The sequence below is a fragment of the Niabella sp. genome (assembly GCF_030150205.1).
Classification (GTDB): Bacteria; Bacteroidota; Bacteroidia; order Chitinophagales; family Chitinophagaceae; genus Niabella.
Genome location: NZ_JASLGT010000027.1, coordinates 1 through 19,550 on the forward strand (window position 1 = coordinate 1; position 19,550 = coordinate 19,550).

Here is a 19,550-nt window from a genome sequence, read left to right on the forward strand (position 1 = left end):
CTGTTCAGAGATAATAAGTCTATTGAGGATTAACATTGAATATGGATACGTGTATCCTAAACGAAATCATCTGATAACTGATAGCTGACCTCTGATAGCCCAGACAAGTTTTCAGCATTCAGTTATTAGTTTTCAGTTGGAACTTCTCCTGTTCGGGGTAGTAGCCCGCTTTCAGCAATCAGCGTTTAGCTTTCAGCCGTTGCTGCTCCTGTTCGGAGATAATAAGTCTATTGAGGATTAACAATGAATATGGATCTGCTTATCCGGACGTAATTATCTGATAACTGATAGCTGACCTCTGATAGCCCAGACAAGTTTTCAGCATTCAGTTACTAGTTTTCAGTTGGACCTTCTCCTGTTCGGGGTAGTAGCCCGCTTTCAGCAATCAGCGTTTAGCTTTCAGCCGTTGCTGCTCCTGTTCGGAAATCATCAAGCTATTAAAGATCCGTATTGAATATAGATCTGCTTAGCCCAAACGAAATCATCTGATAACTGATTGCTGACCTCTGATAGCCCAGACAAGTTTTCAGCCTTCAGTTATTAGTTTTCAGTTGGACCTTCTCCTGTTCGGGGTAGTAGCCAGCTTTCAGCCATTGCTGCTCCTGTTCGGAAATCATCAAGCTATTAAAGATCCGCATTGAATATAGATCTGCTGAGCCCAAACGAAATCATCTGATAACTGATTGCTGATAACTGATAACTGACCTCTGATAGCTGACCACTGATAGCTCTATCCCGGCATCCGGGAAATATACTTTTCGATTTCTTTGATCTGGCTTACGATCTGCGGTGTGGTAGGTTTACAGGCCTTGGCCTTGCGGAAGAAATCCTTTGCAGCCCGGAATTCTCTTTTATTCATCATAATGCTGCACATCTGCAGATAGGCTGCGGCTTCGTTCTCTTTATCCGGCAATCCTTTACGGATGGCCTGGCGGATATAATTTTCGCCCTGGCGGGTATTGCCTTTTTGCATGGCCAGCATCCCCATTTGCAATAAACTGGCACCTTCGGCCTCTTTCATGGGCATACCCAGGTCCAATCCTTTTTTCATCATGGTTTCGGCACTATCAAAATCCTGCTTGCTCATGGCAATATTTCCCTTCAGCGTATAATATACGGAGCGGATCGGTTTGTACAGCAGGTTTGGAAAGCGAATGGAATTCAATACTTTTTCAGCACCATCCAGGTCCCCGGTTTCCATAAATTCCTGGATCAAACGCAGCGGTCCAAAGAAAAAATGACTAAATAAAAGAATGACTCCGATCAGGTACAGGGGAAACGCCGGCCAAAAACTGCCTGCATAGTTTACATATATACCCGCGAGGATTAAAATAATGCTGATCGGTAACCGGTACTTTATTAAAATATTATACGCTTTCATGCTGATTCTTATTTTGTTTGAAGGGTGGCCGCAGCCATCCTTTTGGGGCTGCAAAGATAAGGGTTGCTGTTCACCGTAAAAAGAGGCATGCCTTTTTTTGATAGAATACCCTATTTTACTGCAAAGAAAGGGATCCGCACAGCTTTTGCAGCACCGCCGGCCACCTTTTCCTGTATTATCATTACATCCCCTTATAAAAAGGGCGTACACCGGTATTTCATAACCCTGTATTTTTGCAGTATGGTAATGAGTGATGATCTGCAGGTGCGCTGGTGGAACCTGGAAGCAAAATTGGTGGAACGGTTTGGGAAAAAACCGGATATGGAAACGCTTTTATTCCTGATCGGCATCCAGGAATTCGGGCAGATAAAGCCCAAATTCTCAAAAGAACAAAAGCAGGACCTGATGCATGTGGCCATATGCAGCTTGCTGGCACCCAGTGGTTATTATGTGTATGAAGGGAAAGACCAGGACGGCTGGCCGCATTTCCGGCAGCTGAAACAAATGCCCGTAATGAGTCCCATAGAACAGGAAAACTTCCTGAAAGACCATGTGCTGCTTTATTTTGAAGAACACGGCATCTGATGTCGCTAGATGCCGGCCGGCCTTTGAACAATAGGAGCGTTCTTTCATATCCAGTCAGTTATATCAGCCACCGCCCCCATTCATGAATAATGCGGTTAAGGGCAGGCTTCCCAGGCTTTTATTTCGTTTCGCCTGTAGTATTTCCCTATGCTGCGTACAAACGCAACGGCTTAACTGATCATTTTTCAGATAAACAAAGTGCCATTTAAATCCCATCTCCGGCAGACGGATCTAAATGGCACCTGTTAAATCTTTTCTATTTGCTATCCGTACCGGTTAATTCTTTACAAAAATAGATCCCTGCCTCTGCTATTGCAGGGTTTAACCTCGACGATTCTATTTCAATTTTTATTTCAGCGGCGGTTATGGGGTCAAAATGCAGCAATCGTTTATACCCGATGGTTGTTTCATTTGCAAAGGGCTTCCACTGACCACCCTCCTTATACCAGGCACTGAATTTTTCTACCCGCTGGCCCACCCGGATATCTTCCTGCAGGGAAAGCACATTAAATGTTGTCGGCTTTTTCAGTTTGAAGATGATTGCGGTGGCTGTATCCGTACCGGTTGTGGTAAAATAGGTAGCATTGTCCCCATCTAACAGCGCGCTTGCGCGCGTACCATTTTTACAAAGAATGGTTGATCCCCTGAGATAATTTGTACTGAAAAGCCCGTTGCGTATCCGGGTCCACTCCTGCAGGGAGCGTATATCGGCATCGGCGATCAGTCCCCGTTTATCGGGCGGCACGTTTAATAACAACACACTGTTCATGCCCACCGATGTAAAATAGATCTTCAAAAGTTCTTCCGGTGTTTTTACTTTTTTATCCTGGTCTTCATGATAAAACCAACCCGGCCTTATCGATACATCCGTTTCTGCCGGATACCAGACCAGCCCTTTGGCTGTTACAATTTTTTCGCGGCTTCCCAGATCATCACCCCTCAAATCGCTGATGGGTTTAAATAACAGCCCCTGTTGCGAGTTGGCGGCCACCTGGCTCTGATCAAGATTATTGGTAGTTACCACGCTCCATTCCATCCGGCGTCCGCGGCCGGTTTCTGTACCCACCCAGCGCACATCAGGCCCCATGATGGCAATGGTTGCCTGGGGTTGCAGTTTCCGTATCAGCTGGTACCAACGGTTAAAATCATATACCTGTTTTTTGCCATTCGGTCCCTCACCATTAGCGCCATCGAACCAAACCTCATCCACTTTGCCATAGCCGGTAAGTAATTCGGTCAGCTGCTGTACAAAAAAATCATTATACGCATCGGTACCATAAACCGGTGCATTCCGGTCCCAGGGAGACAGGTACACTCCAAAGCCCATATTGAGCTTTTTACAGGCCGCTGCTACTTCTTTTACCACATCGCCCTTTCCGTTTTTCCAGGGACTGCTTTTTACCGAGTGCATTGTGGTAGCAGTAGGCCATAAACAAAACCCATCGTGATGCTTGGCAGTTATGATCACCTGCTTAAAACCTGCGTCCTTCATGGTCTTTACCCATTGCTCCGCATTTAACGCCGTTGGATTAAAGATCGCCGGATCTTCTTTACCATCGCCCCATTCCCTGCCGGTAAACGTATTGATCCCAAAATGGAAAAAGGCGGTCAGCTCCAGCTGTTGCCAGCGCAGCTGCCGGGGTGTAGGTACAATATTCGCGGCTTTCTCAATAATCTGTTTTTCTGATTCACCGGGAAAGATCTGTACATAGTTTTGCTTTTGAGCGATGCCCGCATCATAAACCAGCATCAGCCCCATAAAAAAAAGAATCCGTTTGCTCATAACCCAAAGATTTTTTCTTTAAGAGATACACCGTGCAGGGACGCCACACAGTGTATCCGGAATGTTAAATGGAATTTAATCTGCCTATTTCAATCGTTGATCGAATTGCAGGGTGCCATGCCTGCAATATTACGCCATCTATGCTCACCAACCGGGATTTTGAACAATGGAGCCTTTTCCCAGGTTGATTTGGTCCTGCGGGATGGGATTTAGATACAACTTGTCGTTCCAGGTACGCATCGCCCTGGTATAAGGCGATATAACCTGCTTGTTTTTTCCATCCCAGTCCGTGATCGTAGCAAGATTTACACCGGTAAATATATTAGACCCGTAATAGGCATTATATTGGCTCCGTACATCCGCACTGGCTACAATTCCATAAACGGTTTTAGGGTTCTCAACTAATTTACCGGCATTCCATCTTACAATATCATCCCATCTGAAGCCTTCAAAAGCCAGCTCAATTCTGCGCTCACGCCTTATTTCATAAATAAGCGGGGACACCGCATAGCCATACCTGGATTTACCGGCAATGGTCGTGGCATTTGGATCTGCAGCAGGATTCAACGTCAGGCGAGCCATTTTACCCCCGGGCAGTGATGGTTCGTCTAACCGGGCCCGCAACAGGTTAATGGAATTATCCAGATCTGTTTGCGTGATATTACCCAGCTCTGCCAGCGCTTCCGCATAGGTCAGCAGCACCTCCGCATATCGAAATACAAACATGTCATAGGTGGTTTGGTTGGCCTCATTTTGCTTGGGGATCGGGCTTTTGAATTTAGACGCCAGGTACCCGGTAGGCGTACCACTGGCAACCGGGGACAAGTAATTGGATACAAGCGTAGTGTTGTTCAGGTTGTTTGGCAGGAACCGGTTATCGATCATATTCCGCAAACGGGGGTCCCTGTTTTGAAACTCTATTGCGGCAGAGTCATCACCTTTATATCGCGGACTAAGTGCGATGGGCAAACCATCATCACACAAAAAATCTTCAATCAGATCTTTACTCACGCCCACATTCGCCTCACCTACCGTTCTTGACAAGCCGCTGGTCAAGACATTCACTACATATATTTTTGGCATAACGCATTCCTTGTTCGGTGTAAGGTCTTCGGTAATAAACTGTTCCTTGTAATAAAGGGGATAATCTTTGGTGGCATAAGTATTGGTTTTTGCATCTACCAGGTCGCCATTTTTAAAATAATACAAAGCGGTTGGCCGGGGAATGGAATAGCCGCCATTGTCCATAATCTGCTTGGCAGCAGTAGCAGCGTTTGTAAGATAGGTTTGCCAGCCACTTACATTCCGGTACTTCATCCAGGTTCCCTGGTACAGGTTTACCCTTGCCAGGAGTTGCAACGCGGCATATTTATGCAGCCGTCCCAGTTCCGCATTTGCAGGCAGGGGCAGATAGGCTACGGCAGCATTCAGATCGGCAATGACGCTGTCGATCACTGTTTGGCGCGGCGTCCGGGGTTTGTACAGGAAGGCGCTGTCGTTAATGTTCAGATCTTTGTTGATCCAGGGCACATCACCAAAACTTTTTACTTTATTAAAATATTCATTAGCCCGGAAGAATTTTATTTCCCCCACATACCGGTTAATCAGGGCAGGGTCGTCAACTACCTGCTGGTACCGGGCTAAAAAATAATTGGCATTCCGGATATTGCTCCAGTTGGAATATCCCCATCCACCACCGGATGCAGGAACTACGGCATCTCCATACAGCCAGGTATTAACTGTATTAGGTACACTGTTATCACTTTGATTATCGGCTGTTGCACCGGGCACATAAAGCGAACCATAAAAATTATTACAATAGAGCTTAAGGTTGTCGATGCTGCTCCAGAAATTAAGATCGGTAATTGCATCCTGCGGCGTTCTGTCCAACACTTTTTTACAAGACGTGGCAAACACCAGGCATGCAAGAATATATAATAAATATCGTTGTTTCATCAGTTTGAAATTTTATTGATCCGTTAAAAGGATGGGTTAAAAATCGGCTAACGACCGGGAATCTACTTCAATGCAATGTTTAGCCCCACCGCCCATGATTTGGTGATCGGATATCCCAACAGATTGAGATTCTCCGGATCATACAACTTGGAAAGTTTGGTAATGGTAAGCACATTTTGCCCGGTTACATAAACCTTTATACTTCCAATTCTTACGCGCTCCAACCAGGGTTGCACAATATTATAACCGAGCGTTATTTGCTTCAGGCGCAGGTAAGCAGCACTTTGCATATAACGGTCTGTTCCATATCCCAAGCCACCCCGGTTTCCATGCGTACCATCAATGTAAGGCCGTGGCAGGAACCCTCCCGGGTTCTGGTATGACCAGTAATTTAAGGCGGCTTCCATGGGCACATCCCATTGACTGCCGATACCATAATAACGGCCATCCGGCATAAAGTCCCTTTTAGCTACGCCCTGTACAAAAATATCCAGGTCTAATCCTTTCCATGAGAAACCACCTGTAACGCCGTATTGATACCGGGGACTGGTGTTGCCAATAATACGCAGATCTCCGCTTGAATCGGCGGTGTTTTTTCCGCGTGTTATTTTATTATCTCCATCCAGATCGAGGTACCTTACATCACCCGCGTGCCATGCACCTCCATATAGTTGTGATTGATCAATAGGATAAGCGGCAGCCTCGGCATCTGATTGAAACAACCCGTCGGCTTTTAAGCCCCAAATTTGTCCTATGCGATATCCTACATAATAAGGATTATCGATCAATTTTGTAGGATTGTTGTCGAACTTGGTAATATAAGCGTCCGAATTTGACAAGACTACGCCAACTCTGTATGAAACGTTTTTGCCGATATCATCATGCCAGTTCGCCGAAAATTCCCAACCCCTGGTTTTTAGATCAGCCGCATTACGGGTGGGAGGTGTGGCGCCTAAAACACCGGGTAAGGCAAGCCCTGTAACAAACATGCCTGTTGTGTACCTGGTGTAATAATCATATGACAGGCCCAGCCGGTGCTGCAGTAATTCCAGTTCCGTTCCAACGTTCCACTGACTTACATTTTCCCAGGTAAAATCAGGATTTACCAAATTGCCCGGTGCAACCGCCACGGGGAGTGTAGTGGTGTTTCCCAATATATAGGGATAAGCGGTATTCGTGGCATAATTGGAAATATAGGGGAAGTATCCGTATTTGGCGGGATCCAGTGCCTGGTTACCCATTTTTCCATAAGACCCCTTCAACTTAAACTCGTTAAAAAGATTGGAAAGACCCGCATTATTTTTCCAGAACTTTTCATTGCTGATCCGCCAGGCACCGGAGATAGAGGGATTGAAAACATAGCGATGACCGGGAGCAAAAATACTGGTACCATCGTACCGGCCTATCAAACTTAAATAATACCGGTTATCATAGTCGTAATTCAACCTGCCAAAATAGCCCTGCACCGCCCAGCTGCGCAATTGCTCATTAACCGTCATGGTGCCTGTTGCCTGGTTAAGTACCGGAAGGTTATTATCGATCAGATTGGTTCGCTGAGCAGAATAGAACTTCAGCAACTTCACTTCTTCATTATACCCGGCCATTAAGCTGAGATTGTGAAAACCCAGGTGCCTGGTATAATTGCCATATATATTCAGCGCGTGATAATAATCATTATTATTGTTCAGGTTTACCAGGTTCGGATTGGTCCAGGGATAGATATTATAGGTACCATCTGCATGATATTCCCTAAACAGCTGCGATGTAAATTCAGTATTGGACGAATATGGATTGAATGAATAATCGATATCCAGCTTAAGGTCTTTTACCGGTGTGATGGTTGCTGCGGCTGTTGCCCACAGATCATTTTTCTTCGTTTGACTATGACCACCCAATGCACCTACCGCAAAAGGATTCGTAAAACTTCCCTGTCCTGCAAAATTGCCATCCGGATGCCTTACCGGCATCAATGGTCTCAAATCACCTTTGAGCGAACCACCGGTTGCGGTAAGCCCGGAATTACCGCCGGTACCACCAGAGGGATGATCTTCGAACGAATACGTGTACCGTATTTTACCGGATAGCTTTAACCAGGGCGTAACATCCGAAACAACGTTCAGGTTAATATTATGCCGCTGATAATAGTCGTTATAGGAAGACAGGAAACCATTCTGCCGCATATTGCCATAAGACATATAGTACGTGGTGTTTTTTGAGCCGCCTGTTAAAGACACGTTATTGTTCAGAATACTGCCACTTTTATACAATGCAGACGTCCAGTCTGTATTACCTACATAGGTATAATACCCTGTTTTATCAATAGACGGATCATACAATACATAAGGGTTATGGGCAGGATCATTAAAGTAAGCCGTTACCCCGTCCCGGATACGCTGTGAAAAATACAACCCGCCACCAGCATTTACGCTTGCCGAATCCATGTAATTGATATAAGTAAGCGAGTTTACGTATTTGGGATTTACGGTAATATCGTTCACTGCGTAAGAGCTGGACAGATTAATAGAGGGTGACTGATCTTTCCTTCCGGTTTTTGTAGTGATTAAAATAACGCCATAAGCAGCTCTTGCACCGTATACCGCAGCAGAAGCTCCGTCTTTTAAAACGGTAACACTGGCCACGTCAGCGGGGTTTACCAGGTTAGGGTCCTGCACCACCCCGTCTACAAGGATCAATGGTCCGGAATTAGAGGTTGAAGTAAAGCCCCTGATATTGAAATTGGATCCCTGTCCGGGAGCGCCGCCTTGTGGGGTGATCTGCAGATTGGGAATCAGCCCCTGCAGCCCTGCACCCAGGTTCGTAATGGGCCTGTTCTCCAACACTTTCCCGGAAACCTGTGTAATGGCGGCCGACACGTCGCCTTTTTTCTGGGTTCCATATCCTACAATAATGACCTCGCTTAAAGAATTATCAACAGAAAGCAGGGTTACTTCAAGCGCCTCCAGGTCGCCAACCGTTACTTCCTTTGTCTGGAATCCCACACTTGAAAATACCAGCACATCTCCTTTGTTGGCATTGATGGAGAAACGGCCATTTTCTGAAGTGCTAATACCCGTTCCGGAGCCCTTCACCATTACCGATACATTCTCCAGCGGCATCCCTTTATTATCTTTTACCACACCGGTAACGATCCGTTTGATGATTACGTTTTCGTCAGATAACGGATCACCCGCAGCTACCACTACTTTATTACCCGGCAGCTCTTTCCAGGCCAAATTGGCACCTGCAAGTATTTTCGTCATCACATCGCTCAGGCTGGCATTTTCAGCATAAATGGATGTAAAGTATTTTTTGGGCAGCACATCATTACTGAAATAGAACCGGTACGGGGATTTTTTTTCAATTTTTTTAAACACCTCCGTAAGCGATATATTTTCTTCCTTCAGGTTGATGGTATTTTGCCCGTAATTTGTTGCTGAGGCCTGCAAAGCGAGTGAAAGAAATACTACGGATAACTTCATAATGATAAAAAAATCCCTTAGGCGCGGTCTGACACCTCGCCCCTGGCAAGTACAATTTTGCATATATTTGTTTTGAGTTAATTAAACAATTCCGTTAAGGTTGGCGCTTTAACGGACGATTACTTAGGGAGAATGTGCTCGCATTCTCCTTTTCTTTTTAAAGCAGTTTAATCTGATTTCATCATATTATTCTATTTTAAGTTTTTACAATTGCAAGCGCTATTCTATGATAATTACATCTTTATCCCGGTGAAACCGGAAGGGCCGCGATAGTTTCAACAATTCCAGGATCTGATCCAGGTCCGTATCGTTATATGAACCGGTGTACCGGAATTGCCGGGCCTTATCCGACTGAAAAATAATTTTCACCCCAAAATGCTGTTCCAATTCTTCGGCAATCTCTGCCAGAGGCCGGTCATCAAAAAACAACTGGTTCTTCATCCAGGAGGTTTCCGCCACCACGCTGTCTTTAATGGTCAGCGGAACAATTTTCAGGAGTTCGGTCTTTTTTTCTTTTGCACGCGTCACCAGTTTTTGCCCCGGACGCAGTAAGATCTCTTCGTCTTCATGCTCCTTTAAGCGAATCGCTACTTTACCGCGGATCAGCGTAGTTTCAAAAAAACCGTTATCCAATGCCTTTACATTGAATGCGGTACCCAGCACTTTAATATCGCCCGCATGGGTATGAATGATGAACGGGTGAGCGGCATCATGCGTTACATCAAAAAAAGCTTCACCGGTCAACGTTACTTCCCTTGTACTGCCTTTGAACATTTCATCATAGCTTAACCGGCTGTTCGCATTTAGCATAACCACCGTTCCATCCGGCAATTTCACCTTTGATTTCGACCCTTTCGTTGTTGCCGTTTCATTGCCGGCCATATGCGCCGGCGGTTTCCGGTTAAATAGCATTGTCAAAGAAACAATAAGCAATACCACACAGGCCGCTGCAATGTATACGGCGGCACGTCTCCAGTAGCCCCGTTTACCAGGTACTGCCTGCGTTTGCTCCTTTTCCTGCCACAGTCCCTTCAAATGCATATCTACCGCATGTGCAGCAAACGATTGTTCTGCCCGGTCCCCGTATGCTTCATCTGCTATCACCGGCTTTATCAGTTCATCACAAAAGAAACGCAGTTCGGGATTCGCCGTCAGCAAAGTTTCCAACTGCTCCAATTCCTGGGCAGTAGCTTCCCCCGACAACTTCAACGCAAACAACCTGTAAAACTTATGTTCCAGTTTTTTGTCCATTGTCTATACTATTAGACTCAAAAAAATAGGGCTACCGTGACCCTGATCATGATTTTTTTTTCAAAAGATAGGCACTCAGGGCGGCTCTCAGTTTTTTCAGGGCCGTACACATATGCGTTTCCAGTGTATTTTGGGATAGTTGCAGAATGGTTCCCACTTCTTTATAGGAAAGTCCTTCCTCTTTGATAAGGCGGTACACTTCCTGGCATTTTTGCGGCAATGCGCGCACCGTCCGTTCTATCAGTTCAGAAAGCTCTGCAGTCATCAGCCGTTGATCCGGGATATCGGCAGCGGCCGCTTCCCGGTCCCAGGCTTCTTCAGGGATTGGGATTTGCGGTCCTTTCTTTTTAAGATGCGTAAGCGCTGTGTTGCGTACCGCAGTCAGCAGATAGGTTTTCAGATGTTCTACATAAGCCAGCCGGTATTCCATCGTCCAGATACGGATCATCACATCGGATACCACTTCCTCAGCCATGGTTTCTTCTCCCGCGATGACCAGGGCCAGACGATACATTGATGGGTAAAAATACAGGTACAGTTCTTTGTACGCTCCCTGGTCACGCGCATACGCCACCCGGTTCTGCAGATATAATAACGCCGTCCTGTCTTTTATCTGAACATCCATTGCAACACCAAAACAATATGAAGATAATCAATGTTAAGAATTAAATATAACGGGAGTTCAATAAACACATAAACCAGCCATCCCAAAGCTTGGCTTACCTATCAGCGCAGGTAATACTTTTTGAAGCCTCTTTTTAAAGCGCTTCCTTTCCCCAGGCAGCAGGAGCTTTTAACACTCTGGAAAATCATTGGACCCACATTTTCTTGCTCAACCAACGTCTTCCTGTGCCTGCAGATCCTTGCTTTATTTCCTAGACAATCTCTTTAAAATAAATGAAAGAATCGTATTCATTTGTCTCTTTTTTCCCAAATTTGTCTCTTTTTATATCCCATCGGCCTGTTCCGGATCAACGAAAGCTACAACTTCCGGATCTGGAACACATAAATTCCAGACCGCTGCAACTTGCGGGCTACCAGTATAACGCGATGAATTTGTTTTCCCCAAACAGCCTGCAAGCGGGCATCTTCCTGGGGAATGGCTTCGATCGCAGCTTCAAAATCCCGGCTGTTATACGTAAGTTCGGCTTTGCCGCCATCCTGTTCAACCAGGATCTTTCCGGGTGCGTTATTTTTTACGGTACCATAACAAAGGAAATGGACCTGGTTTTCTTTTTTGGGGTCAGCAATTGAAAACGCGTCTTTTATTTCCAGTGTGCCATTGTTCAGCCGGTAGCTTCGCAACCACTTTGTTATCCCGGCACTATCCGGGTACGCCTTGCCGATATCCAGCGAAAAGGTTTTGCCGGCCTCCTGAAATTGCGCGTTCCTGGCTTTGTAGGCAGCACCATTTCGCTGCTCATATCCATTGATGACCGGCACGTTGTGATAGCCACTTTGCATGGTCCAGATAGCATAACGGCCCGGTCCGAAGGTTTGGCGGGTATAGGTTCCCACGCCGGCGTCAATAAAAAACGGGGCATCGTTCATATATAAATTGAAAGAGCCTACATCATTGTGGTTATGACTTTCATTATTGTGGCCGCCTTTACCGGCAAAGAAAAGCGTGCCCTGCTTCATAAAACAAACCTCCGTTTGCGGATACCAGGTAACGGCCGGCGTATTATGCGCGGCTGTACATGCGGCCAGCTCTTTATCAAAGCGCAGCGTTTGAAACAACCGGTAGGCATCCCTTCCCTGCGACGGCACCTGCCCCTCTTTGCCGCTGCTCCGGATAAGAGCAGCCAGCTGCATCATCTCTGTGCTGTTCACCGCCTTACCATAGCGGTAAACCAATGGTGCATCCGGATAGAGTTTTGCCGAAGCGTCGGCAAAATTTACCACCCAGCCATTTCCCACATAGGCGCGGGAGATATAAGTTCCCATATTTTTAATAATGGGCTCTCCAAACAGAGAGATCTTTCCTCCGGTGATATCATGCAGTAGCTGAAGATAATCGTATAATTTACCGGCAGCATGTCCCCAGTAAGAAGGGCCTTCTTCACAAGCGCCGTCTTCATTGGTATAGTTGATAAACTGGTCTACAGACATCATCGTCCGGTAAACGGCGCGGGCCAGCTTTTCGGGGTCATCTTCAATAAGCGCAAATGTCTGCAAGACATTGGAATTGCACCAGGGGTTCCAGTTATTCACCAGGTCGCCGGATTTGTACCGGAGGGCCATCCACCAAAAATCATCCCGCTTCATATACGGCTCTATAATGCGGTCTTCCAGTTCTTTTTTTAACCGCATTTCCAGCAGCGGATTTATTTTCCGGAAGTCGTCATGAAAATAATAATAGATCCAGGCAAACAGGGAGCCCACATCTCCGGCCATCAGGTCAATGACCTGCTCCCGGTGGTCTGGAAATCCTACTTTACTCGATTGCAGGCTCAGATGTGCTGATAATGCCCAGGAAGTCATTTCACAGGCAGCAAAGACCCCATTGGCCAGCTGATTGAGGTACCGGCCTTTTCCTTCCGCCAGTTCTGCTGTAAACAGGTTTACAACAGCCGCTATGTTTTCATTGAAGGGCGCTTCCATAATTACCCGGGACCCACTGCGGGTATACTCCAGGTAATCCGTGGCCTTTACCACTTTCCACAGGTAGTTAAGCGCCGCATTGCCTTTTTCAATAAAGGCATTTTTATATCCACCGGTAAGCTGGTCCCAGCCCGCACGGTCTTTATAGGCCGGATACGGGATCCATTGCTCACGGGGTAATAACATCGTTTTTACCTGTTGCACATTGCCCTGTTTTTGCAGCAGGTCTCTTTTCACATATGCAAAAGTGATACCCGGCATCAGCATTAATAAAAGCAGCAGGGTATGCATGCATCCTTGCGATAAAAATTTGAACATTCTTTTCATATACCTGTTTTGATGATCCCGCATCGATGCTTGCCCAGGCAGCGGTCATTCATACCTGTTCTATTCGTTTCTTCCGTAACCGTTCTTTAGAAAGATAAAGGCCATCGCTCCAGCAACCGCGCCGGTGCCGAAAGATAATAAAATCAGCCATTGGTGCAATAAAAAAGCGGACCCAACGGATCCGCCTTCAAAAAAGTCATAAACCAGCATTAGAGCCCACCAAAGCTTAAACCAACGGTGAAGGGCTTTATCTCCGGCCCTGCGCCATCCTTCAGCAATTTGGTAAACTGGTAGGTTCCAAACAGGGTAAAATGGCCAACACCAATGCGGGCGGTACCCACGACTCTTGTTGTATTAAAATAACGTTTGCTCGATTCTTTCAGCAGGTAGTCGCCACTGGACTGAATCACTTTCGACCGGGTGGCCGCTTTGATCATGGTTCCCAGTTTCACCCCCAGCGCCACTTTAAAACTCCGGTCGCTATGCTCCGGATCGGATACAAAACGCAGCTCAATAGGAGCTTCCAGGTAGGCGGTGGAAAGTTTTGTTTTCTTTACGTCGAAACGGGCCGTATCATTAAAGGGAAGCTTTGCACCGGTGCCTCTTACGTTTACAAAGTTCAGGTTCTTATCCAGGGTCATATGATCGGAACCGATACCCAACCCAATGGCGGCGCTTAACTGCTGATTGCTTTTAAACGGAAAGTCGAGCATGAAATAAGCATTGATGCTCCGCGGCAGGTTTCCTGTTTTAATGCTATCCGGCAGATTTGTCCAATTGGTATATCCCAGCTGAAGCAAAAAGTGATCATTTGCCCGTTTGGAAAGATCATATTTTTTCTTTTTGGGTTTTGGTGGATTGGCAGCCATAACAGCTGCTGCTACAGATGTATCAACCTGGGCGTATAGTGCCCCTCCCAATAAAAAGCTGACAGCCAGGAATAGAACTATTTTCTTCATAAATATTTTAAGTTGCGCAAATATAGCTTCTCTTTGGGTTAAAATTAGGTTAATAACCCCTTGTTCTTGGAAAACTTTTCTCTTTGAAAACAGGATTTTCTGCTTGTGGAATGATTATTTTGTTTAATTTCGCCCCCCCTGAAGGAAGCCGGTTCCGTACAGGGTTGATTTAGATTCATCGGTTCTTTTGAAATATTATTGCTGTTAACAGCATTGGTCCTATAGCTCAGCCGGTTAGAGCATCTGACTCATAATCAGAGGGTCCCTGGTTCGAGCCCAGGTGGGACCACCACATTAAGGCTCACATAATTGAAATTCAATCAGTTGTGTGAGCCTTTTTTTATTGGGGTAAACATAGGGACAACATTTGACTATGCCTTATTTAGAACATCTTCCAAACATTTCACCAATTTTCCATTCTACGCGATGCATCAACTTTTCATTGCTCTGTTTAAAATATTTCCATTAATCTACCATTCTTAGCCATTCCCGGGATATCACTCCAATGATCCATCAAGCTATTGTAACTGGAAGCTTCTTTAAATAATTTAGACAACTCTTCCTGATTATACGCATCATAATTTTTGATTTGATAGACAGACTGTGCCATTTTTCTATATAAGAAAATTGGGCGAACCAAGGCCTAGCAGCAGGCTGGAAAATCTACATATTTCAGCTCCAACTGTATCATGTCATCATCACGTAACTCTAAATATTTTTCATACGCCCGGATTGGCCAAAGCCTCTATTGTTATGTTGACCCTTCTTTCAAAGCGGACGTGCTGCTGATAATATACGCCACTGTCGCCCTGAGTGAAACAAATTGAAGGCGAAGGGCCGCTGTACCGTCGGACGGGCCAGATCTAATCATTTGCTGTAAATATACCATTCATGAATGCTTACCTGGTGCCCACCCGGCGGCGCGGAATGGTAGGTATATGTTAAAAAAAGGCGCTTTCTTAAAACTCTGACGCATTCAGGATCTCCGGACAGGGGCCCAAGCGCTATTTTTATTAAATTGCAGGCAATGAAAGGAAAGGGTTTTTGGATACTATTCTATTGCTTACAGATATACCACTTCACCTCAGGACAACCCCTAACAACTATTGCCGAAAACAGGTATTTCAGAACGATTTCTGTGGACCAGGGATTGTCGCAAAGTACCGTGTTTGCGGTGCAACAGGATCATCAGGGATTTATCTGGGTGGGTACACAGGACGGACTGAACCGGTACGACGGAAAGACGTTTACGGTATTCCGTCCCAATAAAAAAGACAGCAGCAGTATTTTTTCAAGTTATATCAGGAGTTTATATACCGACCGGAAGGGTATGTTGTGGATCGGTGGCAACAAAGGCGTAAGCCGTTATAATTATAAAAAAGAGCGGTTCGATAATTACCCGTTGCCGGTAAAGCCGGGAGAATGGTTTATTTCCGGCATCGCAGCTGATCAAAACAACCGGTTATGGTTTGCTGCTAACTCGGGCGAGCTCTATTACCTGGATACGGCCAGCAACCGGTTTGTATCTTTTCCCTATAAAATAAGCGGTGCGCCCATCAGCACCATTCAGCAAATCCTTTTTATCGACAATCATTTGTTCCTGGCCACCGACAAAGGTGTATACGACCTGGATCCTGCCACAAAAACTGCAAAAGCCCGGCAACCGGCACAGGTCAGTGCCCGCATTAACGCATTATTGCGACAGGGCCAGTTCCTTTGGATGGGTTCCGAAAACAGCGGGTTGTTTTGCCTGGATCTGAAGAACGACCATGTCATTAAATATGTGCACCAACCGCAAACCGCAAACAGCCTGATCGATAATGATATCCGGAGCCTTGCATGGGATCAGGCCGGGAACCTGTGGGTAGGCACCTTCAGAGGCCTGTCTATCCTGGATACCCATACCGCAACCTTCAGCAATTTTGAGCACCAGTCCAACCGGCATTTAACCCTTAGTCAGAATTCTGTACGCTGCATTTTTAAAGACCGGCAGAACGGCATGTGGCTGGGCACTTTTTTTGGCGGACTGAATTATTATCACAAAGACGATATCCGCTTTAATATCCTGAGTCAGACAACCGGCAGTGTATTGCTGAACGACCAGGTGGTAAATGTGATCAAAGAAGGTCCGGAGCAGCACATCTGGATCGGCACCAATGATAAAGGTATTAATATCTGGAACCGGAAAACCAACCAGCTTAGCTACCTGTCGCATTCGGAAACCAATACCAATACCATCAGTTCCAACAATATTAAGGCCATTGCATTTGACCGGGAGGGCGATGCATTGATCGGCACCTTTAATGCCGGTATGAACCTGGTGAACAAGAGAACGGGCGCTGTAAAGAAATACACGTATGATCCGTCCAATCCCTTTTCCGTTAACAGTGATATGGTGCATGCACTGCTCCGGGATCAGCAGGACCGCATCTGGGTGGGCACCCGTTCGGGACTTAGCCGTTTCGATAAGGAACAACAGCGGTTTATCCACTTCGACCGGGATCCATCCGGCAAGCAACTGAGCTCCGAAGGCATCACCTCTTTGCTGCAGGACCGGAAAGGAAGGATCTGGATCGGTACCATCAATGGCATGAATGCCCTTAGCCCCGATCTCAGCCACCTCGACGTATTTGCCGGCACCACCCTTTCCAACGAGCTGGTAAACTGTATTGCAGAAGATCAGCAGGGCCGGATCTGGGTGGGTACCCGGGATGGATTGAATCTTTTTGACGAGCGGCAACAGCGATTCATCCCATACACGGGCACCAACAATGCCATCGAAGGTGCCATCTTCGGCATTCAGCCGGATGATCAGAACGGGATCTGGATCTCTACCAGCAGGGGCCTGATCAAACTTTATGACACGTTCAATAAGATCCAGCTCTTCAATAATCAAACGGGCATGGGCAATATGCAACTCAGCCTTCCGGCATTTTGCAAAGCCAGCGACGGACTGGTCCTTTTCGGAGGATTGAACGGGCTTATTTATTTTTACCCACCGGCGATCCAGCTAAAGCCTTTTGACCTGCGCGTTACCTTTACGGGCCTGGATATTTTTAATACGCATGTGGCCCCCGGAAGCAGCTACAACGTATTGGATCACTCCATCAGCGAAACCAACAACCTGCGCCTGTCGCACGAATACAAACAGTTTACGGTTTACTTCAGCACCTTCAATTATATCGCCCCCGGCAGCATTCAATATCATTACCGGCTAAAGGGTTTTGACAATGACTGGCTGGTATGTGAAAATATTCCAAAAGCCGTTTATACCAACCTGAAGCCGGGGAATTATACGCTTGAGGTACAGGCAACGGGGCCTGTTGGCGAAAAAAGTCCCATTCGCGCCCTGCACATCCAGGTGCTGCCTCCCTGGTGGCGGAGCAATGGTTTTTACCTGTTCCTTATTGCTGTACTGGCGAGCATCGGCTATATCGCATACCGCGTCATCAAAGAGCGCATAAAGGCCAAAACCGCTTTGAAAAAAGAACGGAGCGACCGGGAAAAAGCGGAATACCTGAGCCAGATGAAAATGGATTTTTTCACCAATATTTCTCATGAATTTAAAACACCGCTTACCCTGATTATTGCGCCGCTGGAAGAAATGCTGAACAAATCCGTTCCGGAAAAAAAGCTGCGGAAATATCATGAGCGCATGCTGGAGAATGCGCGACGGCTCTACCAGCTGGTGGATCAGCTGATGGACTTCCGGAAAACAGAAAACGGGTTGAAAAAGCTGGAGCTCACAGAGGGCGATATTGTTTCCTTTATGCGGAACATCTACGCATCCTTCCTGGAACTCTCTCTTCAAAAAAATATTAAATATTATTTTAAAGCCAACCGGTCGGAGTTTTCCTGTTATTTCGACAGGGATGCTGTTGAAAAAATATGCAATAACCTGCTGTCAAACGCTTTTAAATATACCCATCCGGGTGATACGGTGGAGCTAAACTTTGAGCACCGGAACGGGCAAATGATTATTACCGTAAGCGATACCGGTGTAGGCATTGCATCTACCGACCACGAGCGGGTCTTTGAGCGGTTTTACCAGGTGAATCATTCCGATGCCAATTGGGGCTCCGGCGTGGGCCTGGCGTTTGCAAAGAGCCTGGTTGAATTACACCATGGCACTATTTCCATAGAAAGCGTGCCCGCAAAGGGAACGGTATTTACGGTTCAGCTGCCGGTTAGCCGTGACCAGTACCAGACGGAAGAATTCAGTACCGATAATCATTATACGCTGTTGCTGGATAATCTTACCGCTGCCGCACAGGACCAGGAGCATAAAGAAGATGCACCCGACGAACCGGTGAAGCATGAACAGCAATTGCTGATCGTGGACGATAACGAACAAATTGTGGATTACCTGGCCGGCTATTTTGAAAACCAGTTTACCATTGTAAAGGCTTATAACGGACAGGAGGCCTTACAACGGGTAGAAGAGCAGGCCCCGGATATTATCATCTGTGATGTGATGATGCCGGAAACAGATGGCATCCAGTTTTGTAAAAAGATCAAGCAAAACATCATTACCTGTCATATCCCGGTGATCCTGCTAACAGCCAAAAGTGAGCCCTCCAACCAGGTAAAGGGACTGGAGGCAGGGGCCGACGACTATGTGACCAAACCGTTTTCGCTTCCGGTGCTGGAGGCCAAAGTGCAAAACATCATCCGGTCCAGGAGGCGGTTGAAAGAGTACTATTCCGCTGCAACGGAAATTGTTCCCGAAAACATTGCATTCAATACGCTTGATGAAGACTTCCTGCGTAAGGCCATCGGGATCGTTGAAGAAAGCCTCAGCGATCCGGAATTCTCCGTGCTGAAATTCAGCCGCAATATCGGCATGAGCCGCTCCAGCCTGTACCTGAAGTTAAAAGCCATAACGGGCGAGTCAACCACCGATTTTATCAAACGCATCAAGTTCAAAAAGGCGGCGGCACTTTTAGAAAGCAAGGAGTATTCCGTTACGGAGGTTGCCTATATGTCTGGCTTTAGTTCCCTTTCCTATTTTTCAACGTCGTTTAAACAATATTATGGTTGTTTGCCCACAGAATATGTAGCAAATAAACATGCCGATTCGTAGTGAAAAAGGGCGATGCCGTTTTTATGAACTGTAAAAAACAAATGATCAGGAAGTTAACGCGCCGTGATAAAGCACGCCCCGCTTTTTGGAGTAAAAAAATCACCCATTTCTAAAGAAATAAATCCATTTTTGAAATGGCTTG

The 19,550-nt window shown here is 46.2% G+C and carries 11 protein-coding genes and 1 tRNA gene; 3 read left to right on the forward strand and 9 right to left on the reverse strand.

The genetic code is table 11. The features are described from left to right. Nucleotides 1–730 precede the first annotated feature (730 nt). Nucleotides 731–1,381 carry a hypothetical protein gene (locus tag Q1V85_RS20155; protein WP_300602383.1) on the reverse strand — a complete coding sequence of 217 codons (651 nt, stop codon included), beginning with the start codon at nt 1,379–1,381 and terminating at the stop codon, nt 731–733. 87 nt (nt 1,382–1,468) lie between these two features. On the opposite strand from Q1V85_RS20155, the gene Q1V85_RS20160 reads away from it, so the two are divergent. Then, entirely contained in the window at nt 1,469–1,966 is a 498-nt protein-coding gene (locus tag Q1V85_RS20160; protein WP_300602386.1) for a hypothetical protein, read from the forward strand. Between the two features lie 256 nt (nt 1,967–2,222). On the opposite strand, the gene Q1V85_RS20165 is transcribed toward Q1V85_RS20160, so the two are convergent. The 7 genes from Q1V85_RS20165 to Q1V85_RS20195 all read right to left on the reverse strand — a co-directional run bounded on the left by Q1V85_RS20165 (nt 2,223) and on the right by Q1V85_RS20195 (nt 14,325). Next, entirely contained in the window at nt 2,223–3,749 is a 1,527-nt protein-coding gene (locus Q1V85_RS20165) for an alpha-L-fucosidase (RefSeq protein ID WP_300602388.1), read from the reverse strand. A gap of 144 nt (nt 3,750–3,893) precedes the next feature. Further along, nucleotides 3,894–5,705, reverse strand: coding sequence for a RagB/SusD family nutrient uptake outer membrane protein (locus tag Q1V85_RS20170; RefSeq protein WP_300602390.1), 1,812 nt, complete (start codon nt 5,703–5,705; stop codon nt 3,894–3,896). A 62-nt stretch (nt 5,706–5,767) separates the two neighbouring features. Further along, complete coding sequence (locus Q1V85_RS20175) at nt 5,768–9,184, reverse strand: SusC/RagA family TonB-linked outer membrane protein (RefSeq protein ID WP_300602392.1); 3,417 nt, start codon at nt 9,182–9,184, stop codon at nt 5,768–5,770. A gap of 219 nt (nt 9,185–9,403) precedes the next feature. After that, complete coding sequence (locus tag Q1V85_RS20180; protein WP_300602394.1) at nt 9,404–10,435, reverse strand: FecR domain-containing protein; 1,032 nt, start codon at nt 10,433–10,435, stop codon at nt 9,404–9,406. A 46-nt stretch (nt 10,436–10,481) separates the two neighbouring features. Next, nucleotides 10,482–11,060 carry a sigma-70 family RNA polymerase sigma factor gene (locus Q1V85_RS20185; RefSeq protein WP_300602396.1) on the reverse strand — a complete coding sequence of 193 codons (579 nt, stop codon included), beginning with the start codon at nt 11,058–11,060 and terminating at the stop codon, nt 10,482–10,484. Between the two features lie 356 nt (nt 11,061–11,416). Beyond that, nucleotides 11,417–13,366, reverse strand: coding sequence for a heparinase II/III family protein (locus tag Q1V85_RS20190; RefSeq protein WP_300602398.1), 1,950 nt, complete (start codon nt 13,364–13,366; stop codon nt 11,417–11,419). Nucleotides 13,367–13,575: 209 nt separating this feature from the next. Continuing rightward, on the reverse strand, nt 13,576–14,325 hold the full coding sequence (locus Q1V85_RS20195) for a hypothetical protein (protein WP_300602400.1): 750 nt from the start codon (nt 14,323–14,325) through the stop codon (nt 13,576–13,578). A 215-nt stretch (nt 14,326–14,540) separates the two neighbouring features. On the opposite strand from Q1V85_RS20195, the gene Q1V85_RS20200 reads away from it, so the two are divergent. After that, nucleotides 14,541–14,617, forward strand: a tRNA-Ile gene (locus Q1V85_RS20200). A gap of 159 nt (nt 14,618–14,776) precedes the next feature. Here the strand turns inward: Q1V85_RS20200 and Q1V85_RS20205 are convergent. Further along, the gene (locus Q1V85_RS20205) at nt 14,777–14,935 is read right to left on the reverse strand and encodes a hypothetical protein (RefSeq protein ID WP_300602401.1); all 159 of its coding nucleotides are present in this window, start codon (nt 14,933–14,935) and stop codon (nt 14,777–14,779) included. A gap of 417 nt (nt 14,936–15,352) precedes the next feature. Between Q1V85_RS20205 and Q1V85_RS20210 the strand changes: the two genes are divergently transcribed. Beyond that, on the forward strand, nt 15,353–19,408 hold the full coding sequence (locus tag Q1V85_RS20210) for a two-component regulator propeller domain-containing protein (RefSeq protein ID WP_300602403.1): 4,056 nt from the start codon (nt 15,353–15,355) through the stop codon (nt 19,406–19,408). Nucleotides 19,409–19,550: the final 142 nt, after the last annotated feature.